We start from the raw sequence: 25,422 nt of genomic DNA on the forward strand, positions 1-25,422 counted from the left end.
TGGTCGTTCTGGCCGGCGCACTTGCCCCGTGACAACTTTTCCATTGAGTGACAGGCGATACAGGTTATATTGCACTGCACAATGGATGCCCGTAGATCGGGGTCCGGCAAAGGCAGCGATCGCGTGCGGCCGCCGGCGAGCGTCACGCCCGAGGCCCGACGCGGAAAAGCCGGTTCATGGGCGCTTATGCGCGGCTGAAAAGCGGCGTGCCCAGTTGGAAGGCGGCAGGAATGAGAAATCCGGTACGGATATGAAGATTCCGAAATCCATTCTGATCGATCCGGAAAGCAACAAGGCCTATGCCGCCTTCGCCGTTGTCGTGTCGGTCTTTGCCTTCGCCTATTCCACCAATTTCGGCAAGATCCTGATCCTTGCCTATTATCTGGTGTGGCTGCCGCTGCTGTTCGTCGACTACCGGCGCTTCACGCGCGATCTCTCCGGCATCTGGCTGCCGCTTGTCTTCGTGACCTATATCTGCCTCTCGGTCTTCTGGTCGCAAGCGGCCGGCACCAGTGCGCGGGCGGGGCTGCAATATTTCTCGCACATCCTGTGCGCCTACGTCGCCGCGCGCACCATAAGCGTGCGCACGCTGGTGCTGGGCTCGCTGATCGGCATCTTCGTCGTGCTGCTTTATTCGCTGAGGGTCGGCGGCTATGCGCTCGACACCATCGACGGCACCACCAATTTCGTCGGCGCCTTCGGCTCCAAGAACCAGGTCGGCTTCTTCGCCTCGCTGGGCATCTTCTTTTGCCTTGCCTTTCTCGTCTTTTACCGGCGCAACTGGATGAGCTTCGTGTGGACCGCGCCGATCATGCTGTTGTCGGTCTACATGCTGGCGATTGCCCATTCGGCGACCTCGGTCGCTTCGCTGCCGGCGGTAATCGGCATCGTTGCCTTGCTCACGATGAGCAAAATCCTGTCGCGCGCCTATCGGCGCGTCATGTTTGTCGTCGGCGCCGTCGCGCTTGTCTCGGGTGTGGTGGCCGCGCTCAACCTCGGCCTGCTCGACTTCGTGCTCGGCATCTTCGGCAAGGATTCGACGCTGACCGGCCGCACCTATCTCTGGGAACAGGGCTGGCTGGCGGCGCAGCAGCATCCAGTGCTCGGCTATGGCTACGCCGCCTACTGGATACAGGGCTTTGCCGATCCGGAACGGCTCTGGGCGGAGTTCTACATCTCGACCCGCACCGGCTTCCATTTCCACAACACCTATATCGAGACGTTGGTCGAGCTTGGCTTTATCGGCATGACCATACTGGCGCTGATCATCCTGCGCTCCTTCTGGGGCCATGTCTCGAAAGTGGTGTTCGGCGATTGGAGTGCCGATTCGGTGGTGCTTGCCGGGGCGGTCGGCTTGATGCTGATCCGCTCCTTCTTCGAGGTCGAGATACTCGGCCCCTATTTCACGGCCTCGTTCATCGTCTATTACGGCCTGTTCAAGCTACGCCCGGTGCCGGTTGTCCGGGCAAGGCGGGCCTATGCTCCCGTGCAGGACGAGAAGGCCGCCGGCGGCCGCATGCCGGCACGAGTCTGACAGGTCGGCCGCACAATAGATTCTTGCGAAGAGGGACCCCCACCCTAACCCTCCCCACAAGGGGGAGGGACCGCTGCCGCGCGCCTTTGCTGATCAGGTTCAGCTGAATGCGCTAATGGAAGTCTCCCTCCCCCTTGTGGGGAGGGATCAAGGGTGGGGGTACTCGTAGGGCGAAGGCCTCCGCTATATGCGGCCGTCCTGGAGGATCAGGCGACGGCCCGCTTGCGCTGCATCAGGCGCTGCAGGAAGCGGCGCAACGGTTCGTCGTAGATGCGCGTGGCGATATCGGCGATGACGATGACCGCAGTCGCCATGACGATGCCGAACCAGGGATGATGCGCGAACGGGTCGATCGAGGCGGCCTTGCCTGCGCCGGCGATGATCATCAGCATCGGCGTGTGGATGATGTAGATCGGGTAGGAAATCCGCCCGAGCCAGCCATAGAGGCCTGACAGGCGGGGTGCCGTCGGCGCTATGGCACCGATCACCACCAGGACCGGGAAGATGAAGACGACACAGGCGAGATCGTAGGCGATGCGCGCGTCGCCGGCGGGTGCGATGGCGAAGACAACAAGCGTCAGAGCGATCGCAGCCTCGACCCACCAGCCGCGCCGCAGCAAGCCGAGCCCGCTTTGGTAGCGCGCCATGGATCGGCAGAGCAGCACGCCGAGAAAGAAGGAGAAACAGACGCGCGGCAGTCCGCTGACAATGGTCTTGCCGGTCATGCCGAAGTCGAGCGTGCCGGCAACGATCGAGGCGACCACCAGCAGCGCCAGGCTGACGGCGATGAGGACTGTCAGCACGCGCTTCGACAGCAGGAAAAAGACAGCGACATAGGCGATGTTGACGATCAGTTCGAAGAACAGCGACCACGACGCCGGATTGAGCGGAAAGATCGTGTGATAGGCATCGCTGACCAGCGGGATGAAGAACATGCCTGTCGTCAGCATCGTGCCGATCTCCGAGAGGGGCATGTATTCCGTCGGGATCAGCCGATTCTTGACCAGCAAATAGAAGAAGCCGAGCAACGTGCCGGCAAGGTAGAGCGGGTAGAGGCGGATCAGGCGGATCGCCACGAACGTGCCGAAGCCCATGCCGTTTTCGATCTTGCGGTCATAAGCATGCGCGATGACGAAACCGCTGAGCAGGAAGAACAGATCGACCGCGAGATAGCTCGACGGCAGCACCTTGCCTGCGGCCAGGAACGGCGAGAAATGGTAGAGCATCACGCTGATCGCCGCCACGCCGCGGATGGCGTCGAGATTGAGGTAGACATGGCGCGGGGCGGCGGGCTGCATTGTATGCCTTCAAGCGGTCCAGATAGAATTGCTCGCCCGCGCCTGGGCGCGAACGAGCCGAAATTGTTCCTCCCGCCTCCGCCGTGCCGGTCTCACGGAACGAGCCCTGCGCGAAACTACTGGCTGGCCGTCGGCGCCAGCTTCACCTTGATGACGTCGCCCGGCAGCACCGGTGTGTCTTCCTTGGCCTCGATCTCGCTCGTCTTGCCGTCGGCAACGCGCACCAGCGAATAGAGGAACGTCGGTTCCTCACCGCTTGTGATGGCGGCAGTCGTGGCGGGATCCGATGCCTGGGCTATCAGGCCTTTCTGCATGCCCACCCTGAGCGCCGCCTCGTTCAGGTCGGCTTCGACCTGCTGGCGGCTGGAGGCAAGGTTCGAATTCAAGGTGTTCTGGGCATCAATGGCATCCTGCGACGCCTTGCTGATCGACTGCTTGGCGGTCAGGATGGCCGTCTCGTAGTCGAGAATCTGGCCTTGCAGATTGGCGACGGACTGCTCCGAGCTCAGTACACGCGTGTTGACAACCAGGCCCTTCTGCACCAGCGGGCCGATGCTTTCGAGCTGTTGCTTGGCAAGGTCGACTTGCCGCTGCTGGTTGACGATCTTCTTCTGCAGCGCTTCGATTTCGGCCTGCAGGACCCCCTTCAATTCGTCGAGCGCCTGCAGCTTCAACTTCAGCGCCTTCTGATCGGCCGTCAGGATCTGCATCTCGTCGGCGACGATGGCTGGCAAGCGCGGATCGCCCTCGACCTCCTTCGGCACGTCGAAACTAGCCTTGCCGGCGAGATCCGCATCGATGCGGGCACGCTTGACAATCAGCCGCACGCGCTGGTCGTCATAGATATCGAAATTGCCCTTGGCGGTGACCAGGTCCTTGGCGATCTGCGGGCCATAGTCGGCGTTGCGCCGGATCCCACCGGCGATGCTGACCGCCTTGAGCACGGTCAGATCGGGCACATAGGGAAACTGGCCAGGCGTCTGGATCTCGCCCGAGATGTAGAACGGCCGGAACTGCACCATTTCCACCGAGGCTTCCGGCTTGTCCGACAGGGCAAGCTTGCGCTGCAGGGCAACGCTGATGGCGGCCGCAACCTCCGACGTGGTCTTGCCGGCGGCAGGCAATTCGCCGACGAACGGCACTGACAAATTGCCGGCCGGGCCGACCGAATATTCGCCGTTCACCGCCGCCCAGTCACGGAACGTGCCTTCGACGGTCTGCCATTCGGCGATGCGGATGTTGAGCTTGTCCTGCGAGCCGAGCCGGTACTCGTCGGCCATGGCCGGAACCGTGAGCGACAGAGCGAGGCATGTGGCGACGAGCCGTGCTGGCCGCATCGGGCCGGCAAGGCGAAAATAGGCTGACATATCTGTTTTCAACTGAACGTTTCCGATCCGTTTTGGCCCCATCCGCCCGATAGGCCTGCTGCCGAATGCCGGTTGAGCACCTCGACTGCAATGCAAGGCCGGCCCATCGCCGAATGGCTTTGGGCCGGATTGGCTTCGGGCCGGACCGGCCCGATTGCTGACCAGTTGCGGTCGGTCAGTAGGAACCGCGCGACATCCACACCGCAGGCACAGTCTTGAGGATGATGCGAACGTCTTCGAACAGCGACCAGTTCTCGACATAGTGACGGTCGAACGCGACGCGGCTGTCATAGGAGACATCGTTGCGTCCGCTGACCTGCCAGAGCCCGGTCAGGCCCGGCCGCGACTTCAAATAGTAGACCGCGGCGCTGCCATAGATCTCAAGCTCGTCGCGCACCACGGGACGAGGCCCGACAAGGCTCATGTCGCCCTGCAGGATGTTGATGATCTGCGGCAGCTCATCGAGGCTGAGCTTGCGCAGAACGGCGCCGACGCGGGTGACGCGCGGATCGTTCTTCAGCTTGCGGGTCGCGATCCATTCGGCGTTGGCTTCCGGGTTGGCCGCGAGATAAGCGGTCAGCACGCGTTCGCCGTCTTCGACCATGGTGCGGAACTTGAGGCAGGGGAAAATCCGCCCGCCGCGTCCGATTCGCTTGTGTCCGTAGAAGATCGAGCCACCGTCGGAAAGCTTGACCAGAAGGGCCACCATCAGGAACAGTGGGCTGAGCGCCACCAGGCCGACAAGTGAACCGAAAATATCGAAACTGCGCTTTAGCAGCCCGCCGATCGGTGGCGGAAAATCTACGCCGACCTGCGAAAATGCCGCATTGGCCGACTTGGCAACGTCCCTCATGCAAAAGCTCCATACGTTGAACGGATGGTTTATGTCACGATACCAAAAAAATGCTGCAGCGCAACACACAATTTCCTATACGAGTGAAATAGTCACGTCATGAATTGACTAAATAATAAACGCGCCCTGCCCAAATTTTGCCCTTTATGGCAGGTTTGTGACGAATAATTAGCAACGGTAGGAAATGTAATGCCTTTTTCCGGCCCGTTTTGGACGAATCGTCCTTCGCCCCAGAGGGAATGGCTTTAACTCGGTTTCGAATCACTCGTTTTTCTAGATTAATCAAATAAAATACTAATCAAGATTGTAGATTCTACTGACGTAAGAATCGTTTGACGAGTTAGGCCACCACCCCTGCGTGTGCATCGCAGCATGGCAGAGTCGAACGCGTTGGCAGACTGAAAATTATCGCCGGTTGCCCTTGCCGCCAGTTTCGCGCCTTAATAGAGTCGCAAATTATTTCTGTTAGAGCCTGAATGGGTTGGGAAGGCCGGAAGCAACCGGCCGAAAAAGAGCAGCTGAATAAGCTCGCATGGCGAATGGGGAGATACTCGGGTGGGTAAGTCATCGCTTTTGCATGCTCGGGCCGGTTGACGGGCCGCCGATCATGTCATTACCAAAATTCGTCATCGGAATGGTTTTCGCCCTCGCGATCGTGGTCGCGTGGTCGTACTTCGACGGCGCGTCGCTCTCCACAACGGTGCTTCGCGTCATTGGCTGTGCTGTCCTCATCCAGATCGGTTATTTCCTGCTGGTCTATGTGATGATCGCCAGGAGCGCGCCGACATCGGCCGACAGGGCTCGCGACGCTGAACGAAGCCTCGGCGCGGAAAAGGCGTCCGAAGGCGAGAAACTCTCGGCCAGGCGCAGCATGCATTGAATACAGGCCGAGGTCGTACGCGACCTCGGCCACATTGCAATCGGACTCAGCCTGCTTCGGCCGGCTCGGGTTTTGATTGCTCGCCTGAAAGCATCCTCGACAGGCGGCTGCCGGCCTTCGCCTTCAACCTCTGATATTGCCCGACTTCGACGATCCGGCCGGTTTCGATCGCAACCACCCAGTCGGCGAAGGCGATCATCGACGGCCTGTGCGCGATGGTCAGGATCGTCATCGATCCGCGCAGGCCGTCGATCGATTTGGCGATCAGAGACTGGTTCTGCCAGTCGAGCGCGCTGGTCGCCTCGTCGAGAATGAGCAGCAAGGGCTTGCGCAGCAACGCGCGCGCCAGTGCAATGCGCTGGCGTTCGCCGCCTGAGAGCCGCACGCCACGGTCGCCGACCACCGTGTCGAGCCGCAGTTCCAGCTTTTCGACAAAGTCAGCGCCGTGCGCCGCGCGAAGTGAAGTCCACAACTCCGCGTCACTGGCTTCTGGCGCGGCAAGACGCAGATTGGCGGCGATCGTGTCGTGGAGCAGGAACACATCCTGCGGTACATACGCCACCCGATCGCGCCAATGCCGGCGGTTCGTCGAATTGATCTCGACGCCATCGGCCAGGATCTTGCCTTCGCTCGGCTCCAGCAGGCCGAGCAGCATGTCGGCAAGCGTGCTCTTGCCCGAGCCTGACGGGCCGATCAGTGCCGTTACCTTGCCGGCGGGAAGACCGAAGGTGATGTCGCTCACCACCGGCTTGCCGCCGGCCTCATAGGCAAAGGAAACATTGCGGATGTTGAGCCCGATATCCAGCGACAGCTTGGCATCGGATTCGAGGTTCGCAGGCTCGCGCTCGGCGTCGAAACGCGCCTGCATGTCACGCATCGAGGCATAGGCGGGCAGATTGATCAGCACTTGCTGCGCCTGCATCTGCATATCCATGAAGCGCGGCGCAATGCGCATGAACACCAGCAGCAGCACGACGATCTCGGCCAGCGAGAGGTTGAAGCGAACCAGGGCGACGTAGATGAACAGGCTAAGCCCGATGACGCTGGCGACCTGGAACAAAGCGGTGCCGATGGTGCTGTTGCGCACATAGTTGATGTTGTCGGCCTTCATCTTCTCCAGTGTCGCGCGAAGTTGCGCGTAATAGGTCTCCTCGACATTCAGGCTCTTGGCCACCTTGATGCCGCCGAGGAACTCCGAGACCGTGCGGTACTGCTCCTGACGATTGGTGGTCAAAACCCGGCCGAAAGCGCTGGCTCGCGCACGCAACGGCTGCAGAGCCAGGAACGTGACGATGCCGACGACGATGGCGAAGGCCGTCATGACAGGCGAAATGAACAGCGAAACCACGAGATAACCTGCCAGAAGCACAGCAATCTGCACCAGCATCAGCAGCGAGAAGGCGGCTGATTGAACGCGGTCGATGTCGCCGGTCAGCGCATGGTCGAGGTCGGAACTGCGCATGCGCGCAAAAATGCCCCAGCGCGCTTTGCCGATGCTCTCGAACAGGTTCATGCGCAGGCGGTTGATGAAGTCGAGCAGCAGCCGCGCCATGTAGACGGATTTGTAGCGGTTGAACGCTGCTTGCAGCGCGACAAGCCCGACCAGCAGGCAAAGCACCGTGGTCAACTGCAGCGTCCCGTCAGGCACCAGCCAGCGCACGAAGTCGTTGTTCGGCAGCTTCACCGCAAAATTCTGCTCCGGCCGCCCGACCAGATGCAGCAGCGGCACCAGAAGCAGGATCGAGATGCCTTCGGTCAGGCTCCCCAGGATCAGGAACAGCAGCGCCGTCAGCGTCCTGCGCCCGCCAATCCGGGCCACGGCGGCGCCGAACCCGGCGACATCTAGGTAAAACGGAAAGCGAAGGATCTGCGATCCCGACATGTTGTTCACCGCGGCCCGTTGTCAGCGGCCAGATCGTTTTCGATCAGGGCGACGGCCTCGCCGATACGGTCGAGCCCGGCCGGCACTTCGAGGCGGCAGACGCCGATCTGGCTGGCGAGGGCTGCACATTGGCGGAGGTGCGTCGTGGCAAAATCGCCGACCAGGGCCGGGCGACCGAACCGCGTCACATAGGAGAATTTGATGATAGCCGGCAGGGCGCCCATGTTCGGCAGCGGCGTAATCGCTGCCTTTTCGCCGCGCTCGAGGATGTAGATCCGCGTTGCCGGCACCATCTCGCTTGAAAATCCGCCACGCAGGCGATGCTGCATCTTGTCGATCGCCGCATGCACCTGCGGGCGTATCTCTGCTTGCCGGATGGGAAACGCGGCGGCGGCATCGGCGGCGAGCTTCAACTGCGGAAAGCCCGGAACGATCATCGGCTGTTCGGTGAGATCGAGCGCTACAACATCGTCGGTCAGCAAGCGATGTCCGGCCCCGATCATAGCGCTTGCCGTCGTCGATTTGCCGGCGCCTTTGTCGCCCATGAAAACAGCGCTCTTGCCGCCGACGGCAATGGCGCTGGCATGCAGGATGAGCAGGCCGCGCTGGTGCAGGAGCAGCGCCATGACCGGGCCGAGCAGCGGAAACGCCAGCAGCGCATCGTCGACATCAGGCGCCGGCTCGACCTCGATGCGGCAGGCATCGGTGATCAGGAAGGCGCCGACGGTCTGCCATGCCAGATATTGCTGCCGCGGCTCGAACCGGAAAGCAGTTCCGGTCTGGGGCGAAGGTTTTGGCAAGTCGATTGGGCCGACCGTGATCAGGACGTCGGCAGGAGCTGGTGCGCTCGGCTCCAGCTCGGGCAGCTCGATCTGCGAAGCGACCGTCAGGCCGTAGGCCTTGTAGAAGCGCTGTACGCGGGCAGCACTTGGGTGCCGGTCATCGGCGGCGAGTGGCATGTTGGCCGGAATCATGCGTGGCTCCCGCGCAGTTGCACCTGCCTTAGCCACAGCGACAGCGCGATCGAGCGCCAGACATACTGGACATCGGGCAAGGTGGCGGCCTCAGGTTGGCTGGAGATGCGGCCATAGGCGGCGGTCACTTCGGGCAGGTTGACGTAAGGGGCAATCAGCGCCGCATCCGCCACCAGCACCTTGTCGAGGAGATCGCGGTGATTGCCGAGCATGCCTTTGACCAAATTGGAGGTGAAATCGATCTTGTCGCGCCGCCACTGCACCGCCGGCGGCAGAATTCCTTCCATGGCGCGCCGAAGCACCGAACGGCCAAAGCCGTGGTTCAGCTTTTCCGCGCCAGGCAGCGCCAGGCAGAACTCGACCAGCGGCTTGTCCCAGAAGGGGTAGCGCGGCTCGACGCCGAAATTCGCCGCGGCCTTGTCGAGAACCTCGAAAGCGTGCGGCACCATGCCGTTCGACAGCAGCCAGCGATGGGTCAAGGTCTCGCTGGCGCTGACCGCGGGCGGCATGTAGCCAGCCCGGCGAAACCGCTCGACGAGGTCCGTCCGCATCGCCAGATCCGGATTGATCAGGCCGCGCCAGCTTGTCGCCGGCCGCCCAGTGGGATGGCGCCGCAATTTGCCCAGCGCGCGGTTCGCGAGCCGTTTGATTTTGGCGATGCGCCAGGCCGGCCCGTAAAGGGTGAGGAATTGATAGTAGAGGCCGAGCATGCCGTCGCCATAAGTGTTGGAAGCGCTGCGCAGCTCGCGCCAAAGCTCCATCCATTTGCCGGCATCGGCGAGTTCGTGCAGATGGCCGTGGCCCTGCGAAACCACCTCGTCGCCGCCATGGCCGTCCAGCAGCACCTTCATGCCTTTGGCGCCGGCGGTTCTGTAGATGTCGCGGGTCAGCGACAGGCCAGGCGCCAGGAACGTTTCTTCCTGCTCTTCCAGGATGCGCTCGAACTCGGCGAAGGGCGCATAGTTGCCGACGGAAATCAGGGTGCCGTCGACCTTCTGCTGCGCCAGCACCGCCTCGATGAAAGGCCGCTCGTCCATCGGCGAGCCCTTTTCGAACACCAATGAGAAAGTCGGCAGCCTCGGCTTTCGCTGCGCGGCATTCTGCAGGCCTGCCACGCAGGCGATCGAGGAGGAATCGAGCCCTCCGCTCAGCATCGCGCCGACCGCCGGCGTGCCGCGCATGCGGTTGCGGACCGATTGCGTAAACAGATGGCGGAATTCCTCGGCCGCGTCCGCGCGCATCGGCCTTGGTGATGGCTCGATCTGCCAGTAGCGGCGCAACACTACCTGATTGCCGGTCACGGTCAGGCTGTGGCGCGCCGGCAGGCGGAAAATGTCGGCGTAGGCTGTTGACTGCGGATCGTCGGGCAGCCCAGCGAGAAATCCGGAAATCTGGTGTTCGCTGATGCGCATGTCGACGCCGCCGACATCGAGGATCGGCCCGATCTCCGAGGCAAAGACGAAGCGCCGGTCGCTCGAATGGTAGTAGAAGGGTTTGACGCCGAAATGGTCGCGCACGCAAAACAGCTGCCGGCGCTCGCCATCCCAGAGGGCGAAGGCGAAGTCGCCCTGCAGATGTTCGGGGCAGGCTTCGCCCCAGCGCAGATAGGCGCGCATCAACAGCACGGCGTCAGCGACCGAACTGTCCCTGATGCCGAGCCTGGCCAGCAATTCGTCGCGATTGTCCAACCGGCAGTCGGCGGTGATCGCGAGCTTGCCGCCGGCCATCGTCAGCGGGCCGGGGCCGGCTTCATCGGTGGTGTTGAGCCAGGCGTGGCCAAGAACGACGCTTGCGTCCATCCACCACGAACTGCCGTCAGGCGCGCGATGCTGCATGCGGGCAAGCATTCGCTGGATGTCAGCCGCAGCGGCCGGCTTGCCTTCCTGCCTGAGCAGAATTCCGGCGACGCCGCTCATCGGTCACTGGCCGTGATCGACGAGATGGGTAAACCTGCCAAGCGAGCCGCCAAGCACGATGTGGTCGCCGCTCACCAGCCAGGCATGCGCCTTCAATTCAGTGCCGGTATCGCGCTCGATGCCGATGCGAATCTTCGAAGCGTTGCCCTGGCGGGCAAGCAAATACTGGCCGGAAAGCGCCTGGGTGAGGCAGCTTGCGCCCGGCACCAGCCGCGCCGCGGCCGCAACGCCCCAGGCGACGCGCCTGAGATCGCCGATGCCGGCCGGCGCGCTCGCGTCGAGCCGCGTCACCATGCTGCGAACTTTGTTGTACGAAAGCAGCGTCAGCCCCAGTCTCACCGCTGCAACCACCGCAAGGCAATGGGCGAGGAAGAGCATCTCCGGCCCGCTCAGCGAGAAAACTCTAGACAAGTTCCTCATCATGGAGCCTCGCAAGCCCGGCGTCCGCCAGGCCTTTCAACAATCCGTCGACATCGGCCTTGCAGCGTTCGGGCTCGACATTGTAGCGCTCGAGCACCGCGCTGCGGATTTCCACAATCGGCTTCGGCTCCTGAATCAGTTCCCAAATATAGGCCCCGACGCTGTTCAGGCTGTAATAGATGTTGGACCGCATATCGAGCAGCGCCAGGCCGTTGCCGAATTCGCAGGCAACCGCATCCTTGCTCGCGCTCACCCGATCATGCTCCGAGGGGTTCCAGCCCATCCTAAACCTCGCTCACACGACACTGCTCACTACACCAACGCTTCGGCAATTCCGGACAAGGCGCAAGAGCCGGGGCCTGAGCCCCGACTCTCCTTAGTGCGCTCTGTTTCAGAGTCCGGACTTTGTCACCCCAACGAGAAGAGAGTCTCAGGAGAAGGTGAGTTCGCCTACCGGCGTATGTGCCGGAAAAGAGGCGTCGAGTGCCGTGGTGCCGCTACCGCCTTGCGTGATGGTCTCGATCGAGCCGTGGACTGTCAGGCTTGGGGTTTCGTACTCATGCTTTTCAACATTCTGTTCCATTTTACTCTCCAATACGGACTGGAAGCGGCCTGTCGATTGCCGGCAGCGATCTATTGCTGCACCGCAATAGCTGCATGGCAGCATTTATGAGTCAAGCCTGATTTACCCGCCGTTAATCAATTCTCGGTTGCGGCCGCCTTCAATGGTGATCAAAACGCTTGCATCTGCACTCTAGCCGCGCATCCCAAGTGAATTCAACAATGTATCCGTGGCGATTAAATAAGCATCTGATTTAATTACACTAAATTTTCTACTTGGAATGCCCGCCTTTTAGGCTCGAGCAAAGCCGCACGGAAATTGCTGCAGGCGTGCTGTCGGCCGATCCGATTCCGGCGACGCCTGTGCTGCGTTGCACAATTGCGCCGCTAAACGCTATGGTTGTGGTTGGGGCGGCCCTGAAGGAAAAACTGGACGCGGCAGCTTAATTTGGCGATGCTTTGCTTCGCACTTGCAATATAACGCGCCTCACAAAATTGTTTGCGGAGATGCTGCAGCATATGGCCTTGCAGGAAGGGACCTTCGAGAGGTTGCGCGCCGCCGGCTGCGCCGACGAAGTGGCCTATGTGCAGGCGTGCCTGCGGCTGTTCTTCAACCCGGAGGCGAGCGCCAGCACTGCGCCTGCGCCGGCTATCTCCGTTGCCGATGTCTGCGACATCGCGCGGCTGAACAAGGTCGCGACCTTTGTGCTGAAGGCGCTGTCGCGCCCACCCGTGGGCGAGACCCCGCCTGGGCTGCTCGGGTGGCTCGACACCTACCGCCGGCGCACGATCGCGATGAACTCGTCCGGCATCATGGACTCGATGGCCATCGATGAGGCGCTGCGCGACAGCAAGATCGATTTTGTCTTCCTGAAGGGACCGTTCCAGCAGCAACTGCTCTACGGTGACCATTTCATGAAGCCGTCCGGCGATGTCGACATATTGGTGTCGCCAGCCGGCTTCTTCAAAGCCCGCGATGCGCTGCGCTCGGTCGGCTACGAGGTCGCCGGCAAGTCCCGCTCCGTCTGGTGGGTGCGGTTTTTGGGCGAACAGCATATGGTTCGCAGCCAGGGTCCGAAATTGTCCACCGTCGATCTCCACTACCGGCTGCAGCAGCCGGGATCGCCAAGCCCACGCGACACGGACGGCTTTCTGCGCCGCAAGCGCGCGCTTGCGATCGCCGGCTCCAGCGTTCCTTTCATCTCGGCTTCCGACACCTTGCTCTTGTCCTGCATCAGTGTCGCCAAAGCGCTGTTCAACCGCGAGCCATGCGCGGGTTATGTCTGCGACATCAGGGCCGCGGCCAGCCGCCTGAGCGAGGCCGAGCAGCAGAATGTGCTCGACTACGCGGCCGAGCAGGGGCTGGCCGACACGCTGCTCCTGGGCTTGCGCGCCGCCGACGTGCTGCTTGGCGGCGCCGGCACGCTGCTCTCGGATCGGGCCGCCAGGATCCTGTCACGCATCGGCAATGAAGACCTGTTCCACATGGTTATCGCGCCGTGGCTGTCGTCGCTGAGATGGCCGCAACGGCGCACCGTTTTGTGGGAACTATGCGGCCGCGAACCTGTCCGCTACCTGACCGAAGCAGGCTGGGCCGCGTCCGCCGACCTCAGCCGGCGGATCTTTGAGCGACCGGAAGGCCGGTGATGACGAGCGTCGTCAGACAGCAGGCAGAGAAAGTTCCGTCCCGATTCGCTGGCGATGGATCACGGGAGGATGGATCGGGATCCGGCGCCGCGCGCCGGAAGGGCGAGGGGCCTCGCAACAATTTATGCAATCGAAAGGCCACCCTATGTCCATGACAGAATCCCAGGTCTGCGTGATCATCGCGGCCCGCAACGCGGCCCGCACCATTCCCGCGGCCATCGCCTCGGCGCTGCGCGAGCCGGAGGTGGCGGAAGTCGTCGTCGTCGACGATGCCTCCACCGACGACACCGCAAAAGTCGCCGCTGCTGCCGACGATGGCAGCGGCCGGCTGTCGGTTATCCGCCTCGACGTCAATCGCGGCCCTTCTTTCGCCCGCAACGCCGCCATTGCCGGCTCCAAATCGCCCTTCATCAGCATTCTCGACGCCGACGATTTCTTTCTCGAGGGCCGGTTCCGCCAGCTGTTTGCCAGCACCGACTGGGATTTTGCCGCCGACAACATCATGCTGATCCGCGACGATACGGCGACCGATGTTTCCAAAATCGTCGCCCCGGCCTTTTCGGCGGATCCGGAGTTCCTCGACTTCGAGCGTTTCATCGAAGGCAACATTTCCAGGAGGCGCGTCCAGCGCGGCGAGCTCGGCTTTCTCAAGCCGGTCATTTCAAGGGCTTTCCTCGAAAGGCATGAGCTGCGCTACGACGAAAACCTGCGTCTGGGCGAAGATTACGAACTCTATGCCCGTGCATTTGCCCTCGGCGCGCGGTTCAAGGTCATCCGGTCCTGCGGCTACGGCGCGATCGTGCGCGCCGATTCGCTGAGTGGCCGGCACAAGACGCAGGATCTGAAGCGCCTGGCCGATGCCGATCTGGCGCTTCTCAAGATCGACAGCCTGCCGGAAGGCTCCAAGGCCGTTCTGCGCAAGCATGAGCGGCATGTGCGCGACAAATACCGGCTGCGCAATTTCCTCGATGTGAAGGCTGAGCGCGGCATGGCGTCGGCTGCCGCCTATGCGCTGGCCAGCCAGTCGAACCTCATTCCCATCGTTCGCGGCGTGGCCTCGGACAAGCTCGATGCGTTGTTTCGTCACGTCGGTCTATCACCGAGACAGCAGCCAGTGCCGCCCTTGCGGTACTTGATGGCGGGGACCAGCACGTCCCCGAACAAGTAGGCCTCTCCAGTCCGCGGCAACGACCACGGAAGCTGAAAAAATTGCCTTTCTGAAACTCGGAGGTTGCCTCCGCGTCCCGACGATGGCACTGTATGTTGCGGTGCAGCAATTTTGGAAGGCCAACCGGATGGCTTCAATTTTCGGCTTCAGGTCCAGGGACCCGGCCCGGGACAAGCAGACCGATCTGGCGCGTTTCGACCGTCTGGCAAAGTTGCTGGATCAGATCGCGGCAGAGATCGCGGCTGAGAAAACCGGGCTGGAGAGTCGCTATCGGTCGAAGTCCACCAACGCGGCCTTCCTGGTCGAGTCGATGGAGAATGGCTCGGCGTCGGCAAGCAGGATGTCTGAGATCGGCGAGTTGACGAAATCGATCCTGAACTGCGAACAGCGCATCGCCGAATTGGTGCGCCAGACCGGCCGGATGAAGGAACTGCGTCATTCACTCGACGCGATTGTCGACGAGAATGCCTTGGGTCCTGATTCTCAGGCCGAAGACGTCAAATCCGCAGGCCGCTCTGGCTGAAGCCGGTCATACGAGGCACAAACGAGAAAGTTCGAGGGGACGGAGGATCGGGATCGGCCCGTTGGGATGTGGGCCAGTCGGTGACTTTGGGTTGGGGCGGAACAGCACAAAGGTGAATTGATAATATGAACGAAGATCCCAAGACGACCCCCATCATGGCAGTCGATGCCATGATTTCGGCGCAGCCAAATCGGCCGTTGCGTCTTCTGTCCGTTGGTGCGCTTCTGCTGGCGGCAGCCGCAGCTCTGTTCGGCGCCGCGCAGCCCTCCCGTGCCCAGGACGCCTCGCCGGAGATGAAAAGCGCACCGTCCTTCGTCGACGATTTCAAGAGTTTCGATCGATCGCGCTGGTTTGTCTCCGACGGCTGGTCGAACGGCAACCACCAGAACTGCACCTGGTCGAAAAGCCTGGTCAAACTTTCCGACAACATGCTGACGCTCGGCTTCGAAAAGCGCAAATTGAAGGATCGCGAGTTCGCCTGCGCCGAGATCCAGACCAAGCAGCGTTTTGGCTACGGAACCTATGAAGCGCGGATGAAGACGGACACCGGTTCCGGCCTCAACGCCGCTTTTTTCACCTATATCGGCCCCGCCGACAAACAGCCCTGGTACGAGATCGACTTCGAGGTCCTGACCAAGGACACCTCCAAGGTGCAGGTCAATAGCTACATCGCCGGCAAACCGAAGAACGAGAAGCTGGCCGAAGTCGAAGGTGGCACCGACAAGGGCTTCAACGACTATGCCTTCATCTGGGAAAAGGACCGGCTGCGCTGGTACGTCAACGGCAAGCTGGTCCAGGAAGTGACCAATCCCGAGCAATTGCCGACCCATTCGCAGAAGATATTCTTCAGCCTCTGGGGCAGCGACACGCTGACCAACTGGATGGGCGCTTTTTCGGATCCCGGCCGCCAGGTGTCGATGCAGGTGCAACGCGTCGCCTTCACCGCGCTCGGCCAGCCGTGCCAGTTTCCGGAATCGCTGGCATGTAGTGTAAGCAGCATAAAGTAGATCTGAACCGGCTCGGCCATATCAGGCCACAGGGCGTGAACAGGAATTAACCCGAATGAATTTGACGGTTTTTGGAATTGGCTATGTCGGTCTGGTGCAGGCCGCGGTGTTGGCGGAAGTCGGGCACCAGGTGGTGTGCGTCGATGTCGACGAAAAGAAAGTCGAGCGGCTCAACCAGGGCTTCGTGCCGATTTTCGAGCCGGGCCTGGAGGCTCTGGTCAAGGAGAACCACGCCGCCGGCCGCATTAAATTCACCACCGATGCCGCCGCCGCCGTTAAGCATGGCGAAATCCAGATGATCGCGGTCGGCACGCCACCCGGCGAGGACGGCTCGGCCGACCTCAAATATGTACTGGCGGTGGCCGAGACCATCGGCCGTGAGATGGACAGCCCCAAGATCGTGGTCGGCAAGTCGACCGTGCCGGTCGGCACCTGTGAAAAGGTCAAGGCCAAAATCGCCGAGACGCTGAAGGCGCGCGGCCGCCAGGATCTGGCTTTCGATGTCGCCTCCAATCCGGAATTCCTCAAGGAAGGCTCCGCCGTCGCCGACTGCATGAAGCCCGACCGCATCATCGTCGGTACCAACAGCGAGGACACCGAGGCGGTGATGCGCGAGCTTTATGCGCCGTTCAACCGCAACCACGAGAAGATGATCGTGATGGACGTGCGCAGCGCCGAATTCACGAAATACGCCGCCAATTGCATGCTGGCGACCAAGATCTCCTTCATGAACGAGATGGCCAATCTGGCCGAGCAGCTCGGCGCCGACATCGAGGAGGTGCGCAAGGGCATCGGTTCGGATCCGCGCATCGGCTACCACTTCATCTATCCCGGCCTCGGCTATGGCGGCTCGTGCTTCCCCAAGGATGTCCGCGCGCTGATCAAGACCGCCGAAGGCGTCAAGTTCGACGCCAAGCTGCTGCGCGCCGTCGAGGAGCGCAACAACGAGCAGAAATCCGTTCTGTTCGACAAGGTGCACCGCTATTTCAAGGGTAGCCTCAAAGGCAAGACCTTCGCGCTCTGGGGCCTCGCCTTCAAGCCCAACACCGACGACATGCGCGAGGCGCCGGCGCGCGTCCTGATGGAAGCGCTGTGGAAGGCCGGCGCCAAGGTGCAGGCCTATGATCCCGAGGCGATGCAGGAATGCCAGGCCATCTACGGCCTGCGCGACGATCTGCTTTTGTGCGGCACCAAGGAGGCGGCACTGCGCGGCGCCGACGCGTTGCTGATCGCCACCGAGTGGAAGAGTTTCCGCGCCCCGTCCTTCGACGCGGTCAAGGATGCGCTAACCACGCCGGTCATCTTCGACGGCCGCAACCTCTACGATCCCAAGGTCATCGCCCGCCACGGCATTGAGTATTTCTCGATCGGCAGGATGGCCGCGTGAGGGCAGGGCGGCACAACGAGGAGCCAGGTTCATGAAAGTTCTGTTTGCAGGCGGCACCGGCTACACGCCGCAATTCAGCGGCGGCGTTCAGTCGAGCACCCACCACCTGGTCGAGCAATTGCGTGAGAACGGTCACGAGGCATCCGTGCTGGCAGCGCTATTCGGCGACGGCATGTTCGGCTTCAGGGCGCGCGCCAAGATGAAGCTCCTTCGTCAGCGCGCGGTCATCGACAATTTCCCGGGCTATCCGGTGGTGCGGGCGTGGTTTCCCTGGGAAGCGGCGGGCTTCGCCGTCGAAAAGTTGAGGCCGGATGTCGCGGTCGTGCAGTGCCACAATTCGGTTCCGATCGGCAAGGCGCTGCAGGCCAAAGGCGTGCCTGTCGTTGTCTACCTCAGGAACGTCGAATTCCACGAACTGGCCGGTGATCTGCGCGAACTGCATTCAGCGCTCTATATTGCCAATTCCGAGTTCACGGCGCGCACCTACAAGGCAAAATTCGATATCGATTCGACGGTCATTCCGCCGACCATCAATCCCGCGTTCTACAGCACACCGACGACCGGTGAATTTGTCACCCTCATCAATCCCTATGAGGAAAAAGGCTTCGATCTTGCAGTGCGCATTGCCGCCGCCTGTCCCGAGATCCCGTTCTTGTTCGTCGAAAGCTGGAAGCTCGACGACGATCATCGAGCTCGGATCGAAGCAACAATCTCTCCCCTTCGAAACGTCAAGCTGGAAGGCCGCACCAGCGACATGAAGACGGTCTACGGCCGCACGAAAATCCTGCTTGCGCCCAGCAAATGGGAAGAGGCCTGGGGCCGGGTGGCGTCGGAAGCGCATTGCAGCGGCATTCCTGTGGTCGGCTCGCGGCGCGGCGGGCTGCCGGAAGCGATCGGCTCCGGTGGCGTGGTGCTGGACTACGATGCCCCGCTCGCCGACTGGGTTGCAGCGGTCAGACGGCTGTGGAGCGATGAGGCCGAGTACAAGCGGCTGTCAGCGGCAGCACGTCAGTTTTCGGAGCGGCCGCAAATGAACCCGGACCGTCAGTTTGCCACGTTCATGGGCGTGCTCGACAGCGCAAGGCGTCTCGGCCTGGAGCGCGCAGCCTAAACGCGTCGCGTTGGAATTCATCTGACACGCTGCGGCGCCGGGCGATAGCAGTCGCGCAAGGCTCCATGAGCCAGTTCCAGGCGTCGCGTGCCGATCCTTCCTGATCACTTTTGATTGCTGCAGTGCAATATTTTTGTAGCACCGCAACAATCAACGTGTATTCTGCCTGTCTACATTAGGGCTTGTGCGATATGGACCGCTTGGGGGTCCGGGCAAGCCCCAACCTTATGGGCGGGTCATGCGCGTGGGCTTTATCGTCGGCGAATTCCCCCTCCTTTCGGAAACCTTCGTCGCAGACCAGATGGCTGGGCTGCTGGCGCGGGGCTTCGACGTGGAGGTCGTATGCGACAGGACGAAAGGTGACGACCGAATCGACCGGCAGAGCGAGCCGATGGCGACGCTGCTCGCCAGAACTCAACATTGGTGGCGATGGGCCGCTGGACTCAGCAAATTTGTACGGCGGCTGCCGCCGCGCCTGCGATACAAGGCTTCGACCGCTCTTGATGCTGTTTTTGCACGCCGCCTGAACCGCTGTGACGTGATTGTCGCTCACTTCGGCCAGAACGGCGAGAGAGCAGCCGCGCTGAAGAAATGGAAGGTTCTCAAACCACCGGTCATAACCATCTTTCACGGCGCGGACGTGGCGATCCCGGCGCGGCAGGCAGTGCTCTCGACGCAATACGCTGGACTGATCAAGCATGGGACCCTGAACCTGCCCGTCAACGACTACTTCCGCACGATGCTGCTGGAGGCCGGCCTGTCCCAGTCGAGCACGACGGTTCATCATATGGGAATTGATTCCCTCGAAATCGGCTATCGCTGGGAATCGTGGGAAGGTACCCAATTGGTCGTGACGACGGTTTGCCGCCTGGTCGAAAAGAAAGGCGTCGAGTTCGCCTTGCGCGCCCTGGCCTCCCTGAAGGCCTCCCATCCTGAGATAGACTGGCGCTACGACATTATCGGCGACGGCCCACTGCGGATGGATCTGGAGAAGCTGGCGCTGGAACTGGGTTTGGCCGGGCGCGTAACATTCCTCGGCAGTCTGCCTCACGCGGAGGTGAAACAACGGCTTCGCAAGGCGCATCTCTTCCTGCTGCCGAGTATCACCGCCAGTGACGGCGACATGGAAGGCATTCCGGTCGCGCTCATGGAAGCGATGGCCGCCGGGTTGATTGCGGTGAGCACGTATCATTCCGGAATCCCGGAGCTCATCGAGGATCGTGAGACAGGGTTGCTTGCACCCGAGCGAGACGTTTCACTGCTTGCCGGCAAGCTTGCCTGGGCCGCGGAGCATCCGGCGGAATGCGAGCGTATCGCGCTTGCCGCACGCCGCAAGGTCGAGGAGGACTTCAACGCAGATGCTCTGAACGAACGTTTTGCGCAGATCGTTATCCAACTGGCCGCGCAAGGCTTTGCACCTGAACCTGCCAGGCATGTCGGCGTTGCCGAGGGCTTGGCGGATCCTTCATCTGCCGGCTGACACCGCCCTTGAGCCGATTGATCGGCAGAGACGCCAAATCGAGGGAAATCTTGCTACGCCGCACCAAAAATGTTGCAGTGCAGCAAAACCTGTACTAACGTCTGCGCGGGTGGGCCAAACAGCGGTCGAATTTCATGCTGCATGTCTTGTGCCTCGCGCACGACGTTTTCCGCCCGGCTGTCGTCAGGGGCACACCAGCTCCCCGCACGGGCGCATCCTGCCGATGAAGATTTGCTTCGTAGTCGACAAGTTTCCCTCATTGTCCGAGACTTTCGTTCTCGACCAGATAGCCGGGTGCCTTGAGCGCGGCATGGAAGTCGGTGTCGTTTGCAACGAGACATCCTTCGGCAAGGACCGCAATATCGACGATCCGCGCTGGCAGGCGCTGCCAGGAAAGGTCGTATGCTGGTGGGGCGGTCTGGGTCGCTATCGCCCGCTGCTCAGGAAGTGGTCCGGCAGGTTCTGGGACAAGCTCTCGACGGCCATCGACATTGCTCACGCGCGAAAATTGCAGGGCGCCGACGTCATCGTCGCCCACTTTGGCAACAACGGCATGCGCGTGGCGCGCGCCATCAAGCGCGGCAGGATTTCCGCCCCCCTGGTGACGATATTTCACGGCCGCGATGTCGGCGAGCCGCTGCATGACAATACGCTCGCGCGCTACAAAATCGTGTTCGAAAAGGGCGTTCTTCAACTGCCGGTCAACGGCTTTTTCCGCGATGCATTGATTGAGGTCGGGGCATCGCCGGAGCAGGTTGTGGTTCACCACATGGGGGTGCGGCCAAATGAGATCGACTACCAGTGGCGGTCGTGGGAGCAGGCCACGCTCTCTTTCATCTCGGTCTGCCGCCTGACCGAAAAGAAGGGCATCGAATATGCGCTTCGCGCGCTTGCCGGCCTGCCGCGCCGCGACTGGGTCTATTCGGTGATCGGCGGCGGAGAACTTCTTGAGGAGTTGAAGGCGATCGCTACAAATCTCGGCATCGCCGACAGGGTGAGTTTTCTTGGGTCCCGGCCGCACAGCGAAGTCAAGCAGCGTCTGCGCGATGCGCATGTGTTCCTGCTGCCCAGCGTCGGCGCGCGCGATGGCGATCTGGAAGGCATTCCGGTTTCGCTGATGGAAGCGATGGCCGCCGGGCTGACAGTGGTCAGCACATATCATTCCGGGATTCCCGAACTGATCGATGATCACAAGACAGGCTTTCTCGTGCCTGAGCGGGACGTTGCGGCGCTGACCGGGAAACTTGCCTGGATCGCTGAGAACCCGAAGCCGTGTGAAGAGATCGCCCTCGCTGCGCGCAAGAAGATCGAGGCGGAGTTCAACTCCGATCTGCTGAACCAACATTTCGTGGAAATCGCCATGCAGCTTGGCGAAACGAGGTCGCTTGCATGAACGCCAATCCGCCCCCCCAGTTCGGTCGTGTCGCCCTGCGCGGCGGGCTGGTTACCATCGGCGCCCAGGGCTTCAAGATGGCGATCCAGTTTCTCTCGGTCATCGTGCTCGCCCGTCTGCTCGTTCCCGAGGATTTCGGTCTGGTGGCTTCCGTCGGGCCGATCGTGGCCTTTGTCGGACTGCTTCAGAATCTGGGCCTGCAGCAGGCTGTGGTTCAGCGCAAGGACATCACCAACCAGCAGCTCAACCAGGTGTTCTGGATCAGCGCGCTGGTCGGGCTGGGCAGTGCCGTGGTGGTGGCCGGCCTGGCGCCTGCCGTCGCCGCGTTCTACGGCGATCAACGCATGTCCGGCATCACCCTTGGCTCCGCCCTGCCGCTGCTTCTCGGCAGTCTGGCCGCGGTGCCGCTGGCGTTGATGAATCGCCACCTGCAGTTCGGCCAGCTCGCACTGAACGACGTGATAAGCGCCGCCGCCGGACTTCTGACCGCCGCGATCGCGGCCTATGCGGGGCTCGGCTACTGGTCGCTGGTCATCGGCCCGGCGGTTTCGGCGGTTGTCGCCCTGGCTGCCGCCTGGCGGGTGGCGCGATGGACGCCGTTGCGGCCGGACCTGAAAGTCGACGCCGACATATTGTCGTTCGGCGCCAACCTGACCGGCTTTAACCTTGCCAACTTCTTCTCGCGCAATCTCGACAACATTCTCATCGGAAAATATTCCGGTGCGATCGAGCTCGGCTATTACGACCGCGCCTACAAGCTCCTGCTGTTCCCGCTGCAGAACATCAACCAGCCGCTGACGCGGGTTATGGTGCCGCTGCTCAGCCGCATCCACGACGACAAGGCCCGCTTTCGCGATATCTACGTGCGCACCAACTGGATGCTGGCGGCCGTTACCATGCCGGGCATCGCCGCGCTGACGCTGACCTCCGATCAGATCGTCGGACTTCTCTTCGGCGCGGGCTGGGCGCCGGTCGCGCCGATCTTTGCCTGGCTGGGCATCGCCAGCCTGGTCCAGTCCGTTTCAAGCACGACGGGGTGGATATTCATCTGTCAGGGCAAGACGAAGACGATGTTCCACTGGGGCATCTATTCGTCGCTGACGACCGTCGCTGCCTTCGTCGTCGGCCTGCACTGGGGCGCCGTCGGCGTTGCCGCGGCCTATGCCATCAGCGGTTACGTGCTGCGCGTTCCCGTGCTCGCGGTACTGGTTCATCGCGTCGGTCCGGTGACCGCCGCCGACTTCCTGCTTATGCAGGGGCTTTTCATTGCCTCGTCCCTGCTTGCCTGGTTCTTGTACCTGTGGTTGCCGGCGTCGCTGACCGGCCAGTCAGACCTGCTCGCGGTCTTTCTGGCGCTTGCCCTCAACTACGGCATCGGTCTCGTTTTCATGCTTGCCGTCCCGCAATCGCGACGCGCTTTGTTCACCACCCTGTCCAACGCCGCGCGCAACATCCGCTGAGCGACTACCGATCAGCGACGCCAGCAAGTTTGTGGCCGACATTGCCGAAGCGTGTTCCTCAAGCACGGCCTGAAGGCTTGTCTTGCGATAGCGGTCGAGATTTCCCGCAAACCGGCCGAGCTTTTCGCGCGCCTCTGCGGGCGTCACGGTGTCGATGTCGAGCAGCACATCGTCGACGCCTATGCGCTTGGCCACTTCCTTGGTCTTGAACTCATAGGCGATCGGCAGCACCGGCGTGCCGACGCAAAGCGACATGATCATCATGTGCATGCGCGTCGCGACGACGAAGTCGAAGCCCTTCACCAGCGCCATCAACTGGTCCGGCGTGTGGAACGCTGCGTCGACGGTCACATGCCTGGCGATCTCAGGATCGAGCTCGGCGACGATCGCCCGCGCGGTCTTGGAATCGTCATGGGCATATTCCGGCACGCCCTGACACGTGGAGACAAAGGTCACCTCCTTGCCAAGGTCCCTGACAAGAATTGTGGCGATCTCGCGGATCGAATCGAGATAGCGGCGCATGCCGCCTTCACCGTCGCTGACGTAGTTCCAGTGGCGTACGGAAATGGCGACGCGTCCAGTCGGCGCCGGCGGCTGGCTGGAAGCGAGTGACTTGCCGATCCTATCGGTATCGGCCAGGGCGAATACGGCATCGGCCACCACGTGGCACTTGCCGAGATCCTTCACCAGATCCTGGATATGGGTCCGCGACCGTTCATCGCGCAGCAGGATGAGCGGGCTGCGGTCAAAGATCGGGCCAAGCTCCTGGCGGTTGTAACTTCTGTTGAACGGGCCAAGGGATTGCGTGAAGAAGACCGGATCCTTGCCAAACATGGCATCAAGCCGGAACTGATTGAGGCGTCGTTCGAGATTGTAGTTCTCGACGAGATAGGTTCCCCCTGTCGTGACCACCATGTCCGCGTCGGCGTAAATGTCGAGACCGCGCCGGTCGCCCTGGCTTAAAAAAGTGCCAAGCGCGCTGGTGCCAAACCAACGCAGGGCCTGGAGAACGAGCCGATTGTAGATCGGCTTGAACCGGTCCTTCAGCCCGCTGCCATTCTTGTATCGGAACAGGGATTCCGACATGAGCTTGTGAAATTCGAGGTCCGGATAATCCTTCTTCGGATAGAGCCTTTCTGCAACCTCGGGCTGGCTGTCGAACACGGCGAACCGCAAATTGCCCGGCACGATCGTCTTGAGAATGTGGCGGATCGCCAGCAGAATCGCCGCATCCCCGGTATTCAGGCAGACTGTGTTTTCGACGACGATCTTCATGGAATTACCTCATTTCGTCAGCAAATCCCGCAGCCAGGCCAGCGGTGCTCAAGACGGGCGTAGTGACCGAAAATGCTGCACGCCAGGACAATCCCGATGCGGTCCGCGTCACGATTTAGGGCGTTGCACCGGGCTGATGGCCAACGCACGGCTCGAGCGGCACTCAAGCAAGTCCGAGATTAGCGGATCAATTTTGCACTGCAACAAAAAACGTGCACTCATTGCTACGCCGAACCGAAAATGTTGCAATGCAGCATCAAGTCGCACCTGCACGACCAACCATCTGCTCGATATTCGACATAAGCAGCTTTCGCTGCCGGTTTCTTGCCCTCACGGGGCGATATCGCTTCGCCTGTAACCGTGAAGTGTCATGACCAATCTGTCCGAAGCAGCCATTGGCTCCCATTTGCCGGCCCAGCGTGTGTCCATGACAGCGCCTGCCGCAACCCAAAGGTCGAAATATGGCTTCATGGGATGGTTCGGAAAGGCGCCGCCGTTGGTGTCAGCCGGCGTAACCACAGCAGCTTCCTTCCCGTCGATGAAGAAGGCAACGCGTTTCCCGGCCTCATACTCTATGCCAAGGCGGTATCGCTTGCCCGACTGATCCCCAAGCAGGATCCATTTTACCCAAACGCTCTTGTGCTGGTTGTCGACGTCCGCCCAGACGGTGAGCTGCAACCCTTTCGTGCCGACGATCTCAAAATCGATTTCCTCATGGGCTTTGTCGTTGAATGTCCAAAGCGGCGCTGCGATCAACCCAGGCTTCATCGTCGGGAGCGTTACGTCCACTTCCCACCTTGCCGATGAAAAATCGGATTTGCCGCCGGATATCACCTCCGCGGACGCTTTCTCGCTGACGCTAAGCTGGAGTGCGCCGTCGACGATTTTGACGTTCGCGGCCTTCCAGTCATAGCCTCCGAGCTTGGGCTCGCTCCATTGCGACGGCACGAAGGGATTGGTGTATTTCCAGAGCTGGAGCTTGACCGCCGACCAGTCGGGAAGCTTGTCGAGGGCAGCGTCCCCGGCTCCTGCCACAACGCTCTCCGCCAGCGCCTGTCCAGCAACCGACTGCACTGCCGTGGAGGCAGCCAGAAGCACCAGGAGTTTTCTGCGTGTGTAATTCATGCATGGCCTCCGTTGGCGCCTTTAACCTTTCGGCGGCGACTTCAAGCCGGCCGTTTGATGCGGCTTTTCGACGTGTAACAGCTTACGTGCCACCCTTGATGATTGAGCCATGCACCAAGGATATGGCTATTTTTCGCCGCACTGCATCAAAAATGTTGCAA

21 protein-coding genes and 1 pseudogene are annotated in these 25,422 nt (G+C 61.5%); 11 read left to right on the plus strand and 11 right to left on the minus strand.

Translation table 11 applies throughout. The features are described 5' to 3' along the window. Positions 1–250: 250 nt before the first annotated feature. Positions 251–1,534, plus strand: a complete 1,284-nt coding sequence (locus ACYHH6_RS07155) for an O-antigen ligase family protein (RefSeq protein ID WP_352582290.1) — start codon at positions 251–253, stop codon at positions 1,532–1,534. 206 nt (positions 1,535–1,740) lie between these two features. Here the strand turns inward: ACYHH6_RS07155 and ACYHH6_RS07160 are convergent, their stop codons facing one another. The 3 genes from ACYHH6_RS07160 to ACYHH6_RS07170 form a co-directional block, all read right to left on the minus strand. Next, positions 1,741–2,832, minus strand: coding sequence for an acyltransferase family protein (locus ACYHH6_RS07160; protein WP_352582288.1), 1,092 nt, complete (start codon positions 2,830–2,832; stop codon positions 1,741–1,743). A gap of 116 nt (positions 2,833–2,948) precedes the next feature. Beyond that, positions 2,949–4,199, minus strand: a complete 1,251-nt coding sequence (locus tag ACYHH6_RS07165; RefSeq protein WP_352582287.1) for a polysaccharide biosynthesis/export family protein — start codon at positions 4,197–4,199, stop codon at positions 2,949–2,951. 175 nt (positions 4,200–4,374) lie between these two features. Continuing rightward, on the minus strand, positions 4,375–5,052 hold the full coding sequence (locus ACYHH6_RS07170) for a sugar transferase (protein ID WP_112560555.1): 678 nt from the start codon (positions 5,050–5,052) through the stop codon (positions 4,375–4,377). Between the two features lie 532 nt (positions 5,053–5,584). Between ACYHH6_RS07170 and ACYHH6_RS07175 the strand changes: the two genes are divergently transcribed. Continuing rightward, complete coding sequence (locus tag ACYHH6_RS07175; RefSeq protein WP_352582285.1) at positions 5,585–5,932, plus strand: exopolysaccharide production repressor protein; 348 nt, start codon at positions 5,585–5,587, stop codon at positions 5,930–5,932. A gap of 46 nt (positions 5,933–5,978) precedes the next feature. Here ACYHH6_RS07175 and ACYHH6_RS07180 read toward each other — a convergent pair whose 3' ends face one another. From ACYHH6_RS07180 to ACYHH6_RS07205, 6 genes are all read right to left on the minus strand, one after another. After that, positions 5,979–7,814: an ABC transporter ATP-binding protein gene (locus ACYHH6_RS07180; RefSeq protein WP_352582283.1), complete on the minus strand. Its 1,836-nt coding sequence runs from the start codon at positions 7,812–7,814 to the stop codon at positions 5,979–5,981. Positions 7,815–7,819: 5 nt separating this feature from the next. After that, complete coding sequence (locus tag ACYHH6_RS07185; protein ID WP_352582282.1) at positions 7,820–8,788, minus strand: phosphoenolpyruvate carboxykinase (ATP); 969 nt, start codon at positions 8,786–8,788, stop codon at positions 7,820–7,822. Beyond that, a complete protein-coding gene (locus ACYHH6_RS07190; RefSeq protein ID WP_352582281.1) occupies positions 8,785–10,704 on the minus strand; it encodes a lasso peptide isopeptide bond-forming cyclase in 1,920 nt (639 codons plus the stop codon). Before ACYHH6_RS07190 ends, ACYHH6_RS07185 begins: the two co-directional genes overlap by 4 nt. Positions 10,705–10,707: 3 nt before the next feature. Further along, the gene (locus ACYHH6_RS07195) at positions 10,708–11,115 is read right to left on the minus strand and encodes a lasso peptide biosynthesis B2 protein (RefSeq protein ID WP_246749738.1); all 408 of its coding nucleotides are present in this window, start codon (positions 11,113–11,115) and stop codon (positions 10,708–10,710) included. Beyond that, positions 11,108–11,377, minus strand: a complete 270-nt coding sequence (locus ACYHH6_RS07200) for a PqqD family protein (protein WP_352582279.1) — start codon at positions 11,375–11,377, stop codon at positions 11,108–11,110. The genes ACYHH6_RS07195 and ACYHH6_RS07200 overlap by 8 nt, the downstream gene beginning before the upstream one ends. A gap of 177 nt (positions 11,378–11,554) precedes the next feature. Next, positions 11,555–11,707, minus strand: a complete 153-nt coding sequence (locus tag ACYHH6_RS07205; RefSeq protein ID WP_023684233.1) for a lasso RiPP family leader peptide-containing protein — start codon at positions 11,705–11,707, stop codon at positions 11,555–11,557. A 497-nt stretch (positions 11,708–12,204) separates the two neighbouring features. Between ACYHH6_RS07205 and ACYHH6_RS07210 the strand changes: the two genes are divergently transcribed. The 9 genes from ACYHH6_RS07210 (at position 12,205) to ACYHH6_RS07250 (ending at position 22,861) form a co-directional block, all read left to right on the plus strand. Beyond that, on the plus strand, positions 12,205–13,332 hold the full coding sequence (locus ACYHH6_RS07210; RefSeq protein ID WP_352582277.1) for a nucleotidyltransferase family protein: 1,128 nt from the start codon (positions 12,205–12,207) through the stop codon (positions 13,330–13,332). A 145-nt stretch (positions 13,333–13,477) separates the two neighbouring features. Continuing rightward, a complete protein-coding gene (locus ACYHH6_RS07215) occupies positions 13,478–14,500 on the plus strand; it encodes a glycosyltransferase family 2 protein (protein ID WP_352582275.1) in 1,023 nt (340 codons plus the stop codon). Positions 14,501–14,627: 127 nt separating this feature from the next. Further along, positions 14,628–15,023 carry a hypothetical protein gene (locus ACYHH6_RS07220; RefSeq protein ID WP_352583264.1) on the plus strand — a complete coding sequence of 132 codons (396 nt, stop codon included), beginning with the start codon at positions 14,628–14,630 and terminating at the stop codon, positions 15,021–15,023. 125 nt (positions 15,024–15,148) lie between these two features. Beyond that, complete coding sequence (gene exoK, locus ACYHH6_RS07225; RefSeq protein ID WP_352582273.1) at positions 15,149–16,030, plus strand: endo-1,3-1,4-beta-glycanase ExoK; 882 nt, start codon at positions 15,149–15,151, stop codon at positions 16,028–16,030. A gap of 55 nt (positions 16,031–16,085) precedes the next feature. Continuing rightward, positions 16,086–17,417 (plus strand): UDP-glucose dehydrogenase family protein, encoded by a 1,332-nt coding sequence (locus ACYHH6_RS07230; RefSeq protein ID WP_352582272.1) that lies wholly within the window; start codon positions 16,086–16,088, stop codon positions 17,415–17,417. A gap of 31 nt (positions 17,418–17,448) precedes the next feature. Continuing rightward, entirely contained in the window at positions 17,449–18,528 is a 1,080-nt protein-coding gene (locus ACYHH6_RS07235) for a glycosyltransferase (protein ID WP_352582270.1), read from the plus strand. A gap of 238 nt (positions 18,529–18,766) precedes the next feature. After that, complete coding sequence (locus ACYHH6_RS07240; RefSeq protein WP_352582268.1) at positions 18,767–20,008, plus strand: glycosyltransferase; 1,242 nt, start codon at positions 18,767–18,769, stop codon at positions 20,006–20,008. Then, a complete protein-coding gene (locus tag ACYHH6_RS07245) occupies positions 19,962–21,401 on the plus strand; it encodes a glycosyltransferase (protein WP_352582267.1) in 1,440 nt (479 codons plus the stop codon). The genes ACYHH6_RS07240 and ACYHH6_RS07245 overlap by 47 nt, the downstream gene beginning before the upstream one ends. Further along, entirely contained in the window at positions 21,398–22,861 is a 1,464-nt protein-coding gene (locus ACYHH6_RS07250; protein WP_352582265.1) for a lipopolysaccharide biosynthesis protein, read from the plus strand. Before ACYHH6_RS07245 ends, ACYHH6_RS07250 begins: the two co-directional genes overlap by 4 nt. 225 nt (positions 22,862–23,086) lie before the next feature. On the opposite strand, the pseudogene ACYHH6_RS07255 reads toward ACYHH6_RS07250, so the two are convergent. Then, positions 23,087–24,136, minus strand: a pseudogene (locus ACYHH6_RS07255) (polysaccharide pyruvyl transferase family protein); the annotation flags it as partial. 330 nt (positions 24,137–24,466) lie between these two features. Beyond that, positions 24,467–25,261, minus strand: a complete 795-nt coding sequence (locus ACYHH6_RS07260) for a family 16 glycosylhydrolase (protein WP_352582263.1) — start codon at positions 25,259–25,261, stop codon at positions 24,467–24,469. Positions 25,262–25,422 lie beyond the last annotated feature (161 nt).

Source organism: Mesorhizobium sp. P171375 (genome assembly GCF_057786075.1).

Excerpts from the sequence above, each read along its gene's own strand:
- ACYHH6_RS07185 (WP_352582282.1), bottom strand. The coding sequence starts at position 8,788 with ATGATTCCGGCCAACATGCCACTCGCCGCCGATGACCGGCACCCAAGT.
- ACYHH6_RS07175 (WP_352582285.1), top strand. The coding sequence starts at position 5,585 with ATGGCGAATGGGGAGATACTCGGGTGGGTAAGTCATCGCTTTTGCATG.
- ACYHH6_RS07260 (WP_352582263.1), bottom strand. The coding sequence starts at position 25,261 with ATGAATTACACACGCAGAAAACTCCTGGTGCTTCTGGCTGCCTCCACG.
- exoK (WP_352582273.1), top strand. The coding sequence starts at position 15,149 with ATGAACGAAGATCCCAAGACGACCCCCATCATGGCAGTCGATGCCATG.
- ACYHH6_RS07155 (WP_352582290.1), top strand. The coding sequence starts at position 251 with ATGAAGATTCCGAAATCCATTCTGATCGATCCGGAAAGCAACAAGGCC.
- ACYHH6_RS07235 (WP_352582270.1), top strand. The coding sequence starts at position 17,449 with ATGAAAGTTCTGTTTGCAGGCGGCACCGGCTACACGCCGCAATTCAGC.
- ACYHH6_RS07245 (WP_352582267.1), top strand. The coding sequence starts at position 19,962 with ATGTCGGCGTTGCCGAGGGCTTGGCGGATCCTTCATCTGCCGGCTGAC.
- ACYHH6_RS07210 (WP_352582277.1), top strand. The coding sequence starts at position 12,205 with ATGGCCTTGCAGGAAGGGACCTTCGAGAGGTTGCGCGCCGCCGGCTGC.
- ACYHH6_RS07180 (WP_352582283.1), bottom strand. The coding sequence starts at position 7,814 with ATGTCGGGATCGCAGATCCTTCGCTTTCCGTTTTACCTAGATGTCGCC.
- ACYHH6_RS07170 (WP_112560555.1), bottom strand. The coding sequence starts at position 5,052 with ATGAGGGACGTTGCCAAGTCGGCCAATGCGGCATTTTCGCAGGTCGGC.
- ACYHH6_RS07165 (WP_352582287.1), bottom strand. The coding sequence starts at position 4,199 with ATGTCAGCCTATTTTCGCCTTGCCGGCCCGATGCGGCCAGCACGGCTC.
- ACYHH6_RS07190 (WP_352582281.1), bottom strand. The coding sequence starts at position 10,704 with ATGAGCGGCGTCGCCGGAATTCTGCTCAGGCAGGAAGGCAAGCCGGCC.
- ACYHH6_RS07160 (WP_352582288.1), bottom strand. The coding sequence starts at position 2,832 with ATGCAGCCCGCCGCCCCGCGCCATGTCTACCTCAATCTCGACGCCATC.
- ACYHH6_RS07220 (WP_352583264.1), top strand. The coding sequence starts at position 14,628 with ATGGCTTCAATTTTCGGCTTCAGGTCCAGGGACCCGGCCCGGGACAAG.
- ACYHH6_RS07250 (WP_352582265.1), top strand. The coding sequence starts at position 21,398 with ATGAACGCCAATCCGCCCCCCCAGTTCGGTCGTGTCGCCCTGCGCGGC.
- ACYHH6_RS07230 (WP_352582272.1), top strand. The coding sequence starts at position 16,086 with ATGAATTTGACGGTTTTTGGAATTGGCTATGTCGGTCTGGTGCAGGCC.
- ACYHH6_RS07215 (WP_352582275.1), top strand. The coding sequence starts at position 13,478 with ATGTCCATGACAGAATCCCAGGTCTGCGTGATCATCGCGGCCCGCAAC.
- ACYHH6_RS07205 (WP_023684233.1), bottom strand. The coding sequence starts at position 11,707 with ATGGAACAGAATGTTGAAAAGCATGAGTACGAAACCCCAAGCCTGACA.
- ACYHH6_RS07240 (WP_352582268.1), top strand. The coding sequence starts at position 18,767 with ATGCGCGTGGGCTTTATCGTCGGCGAATTCCCCCTCCTTTCGGAAACC.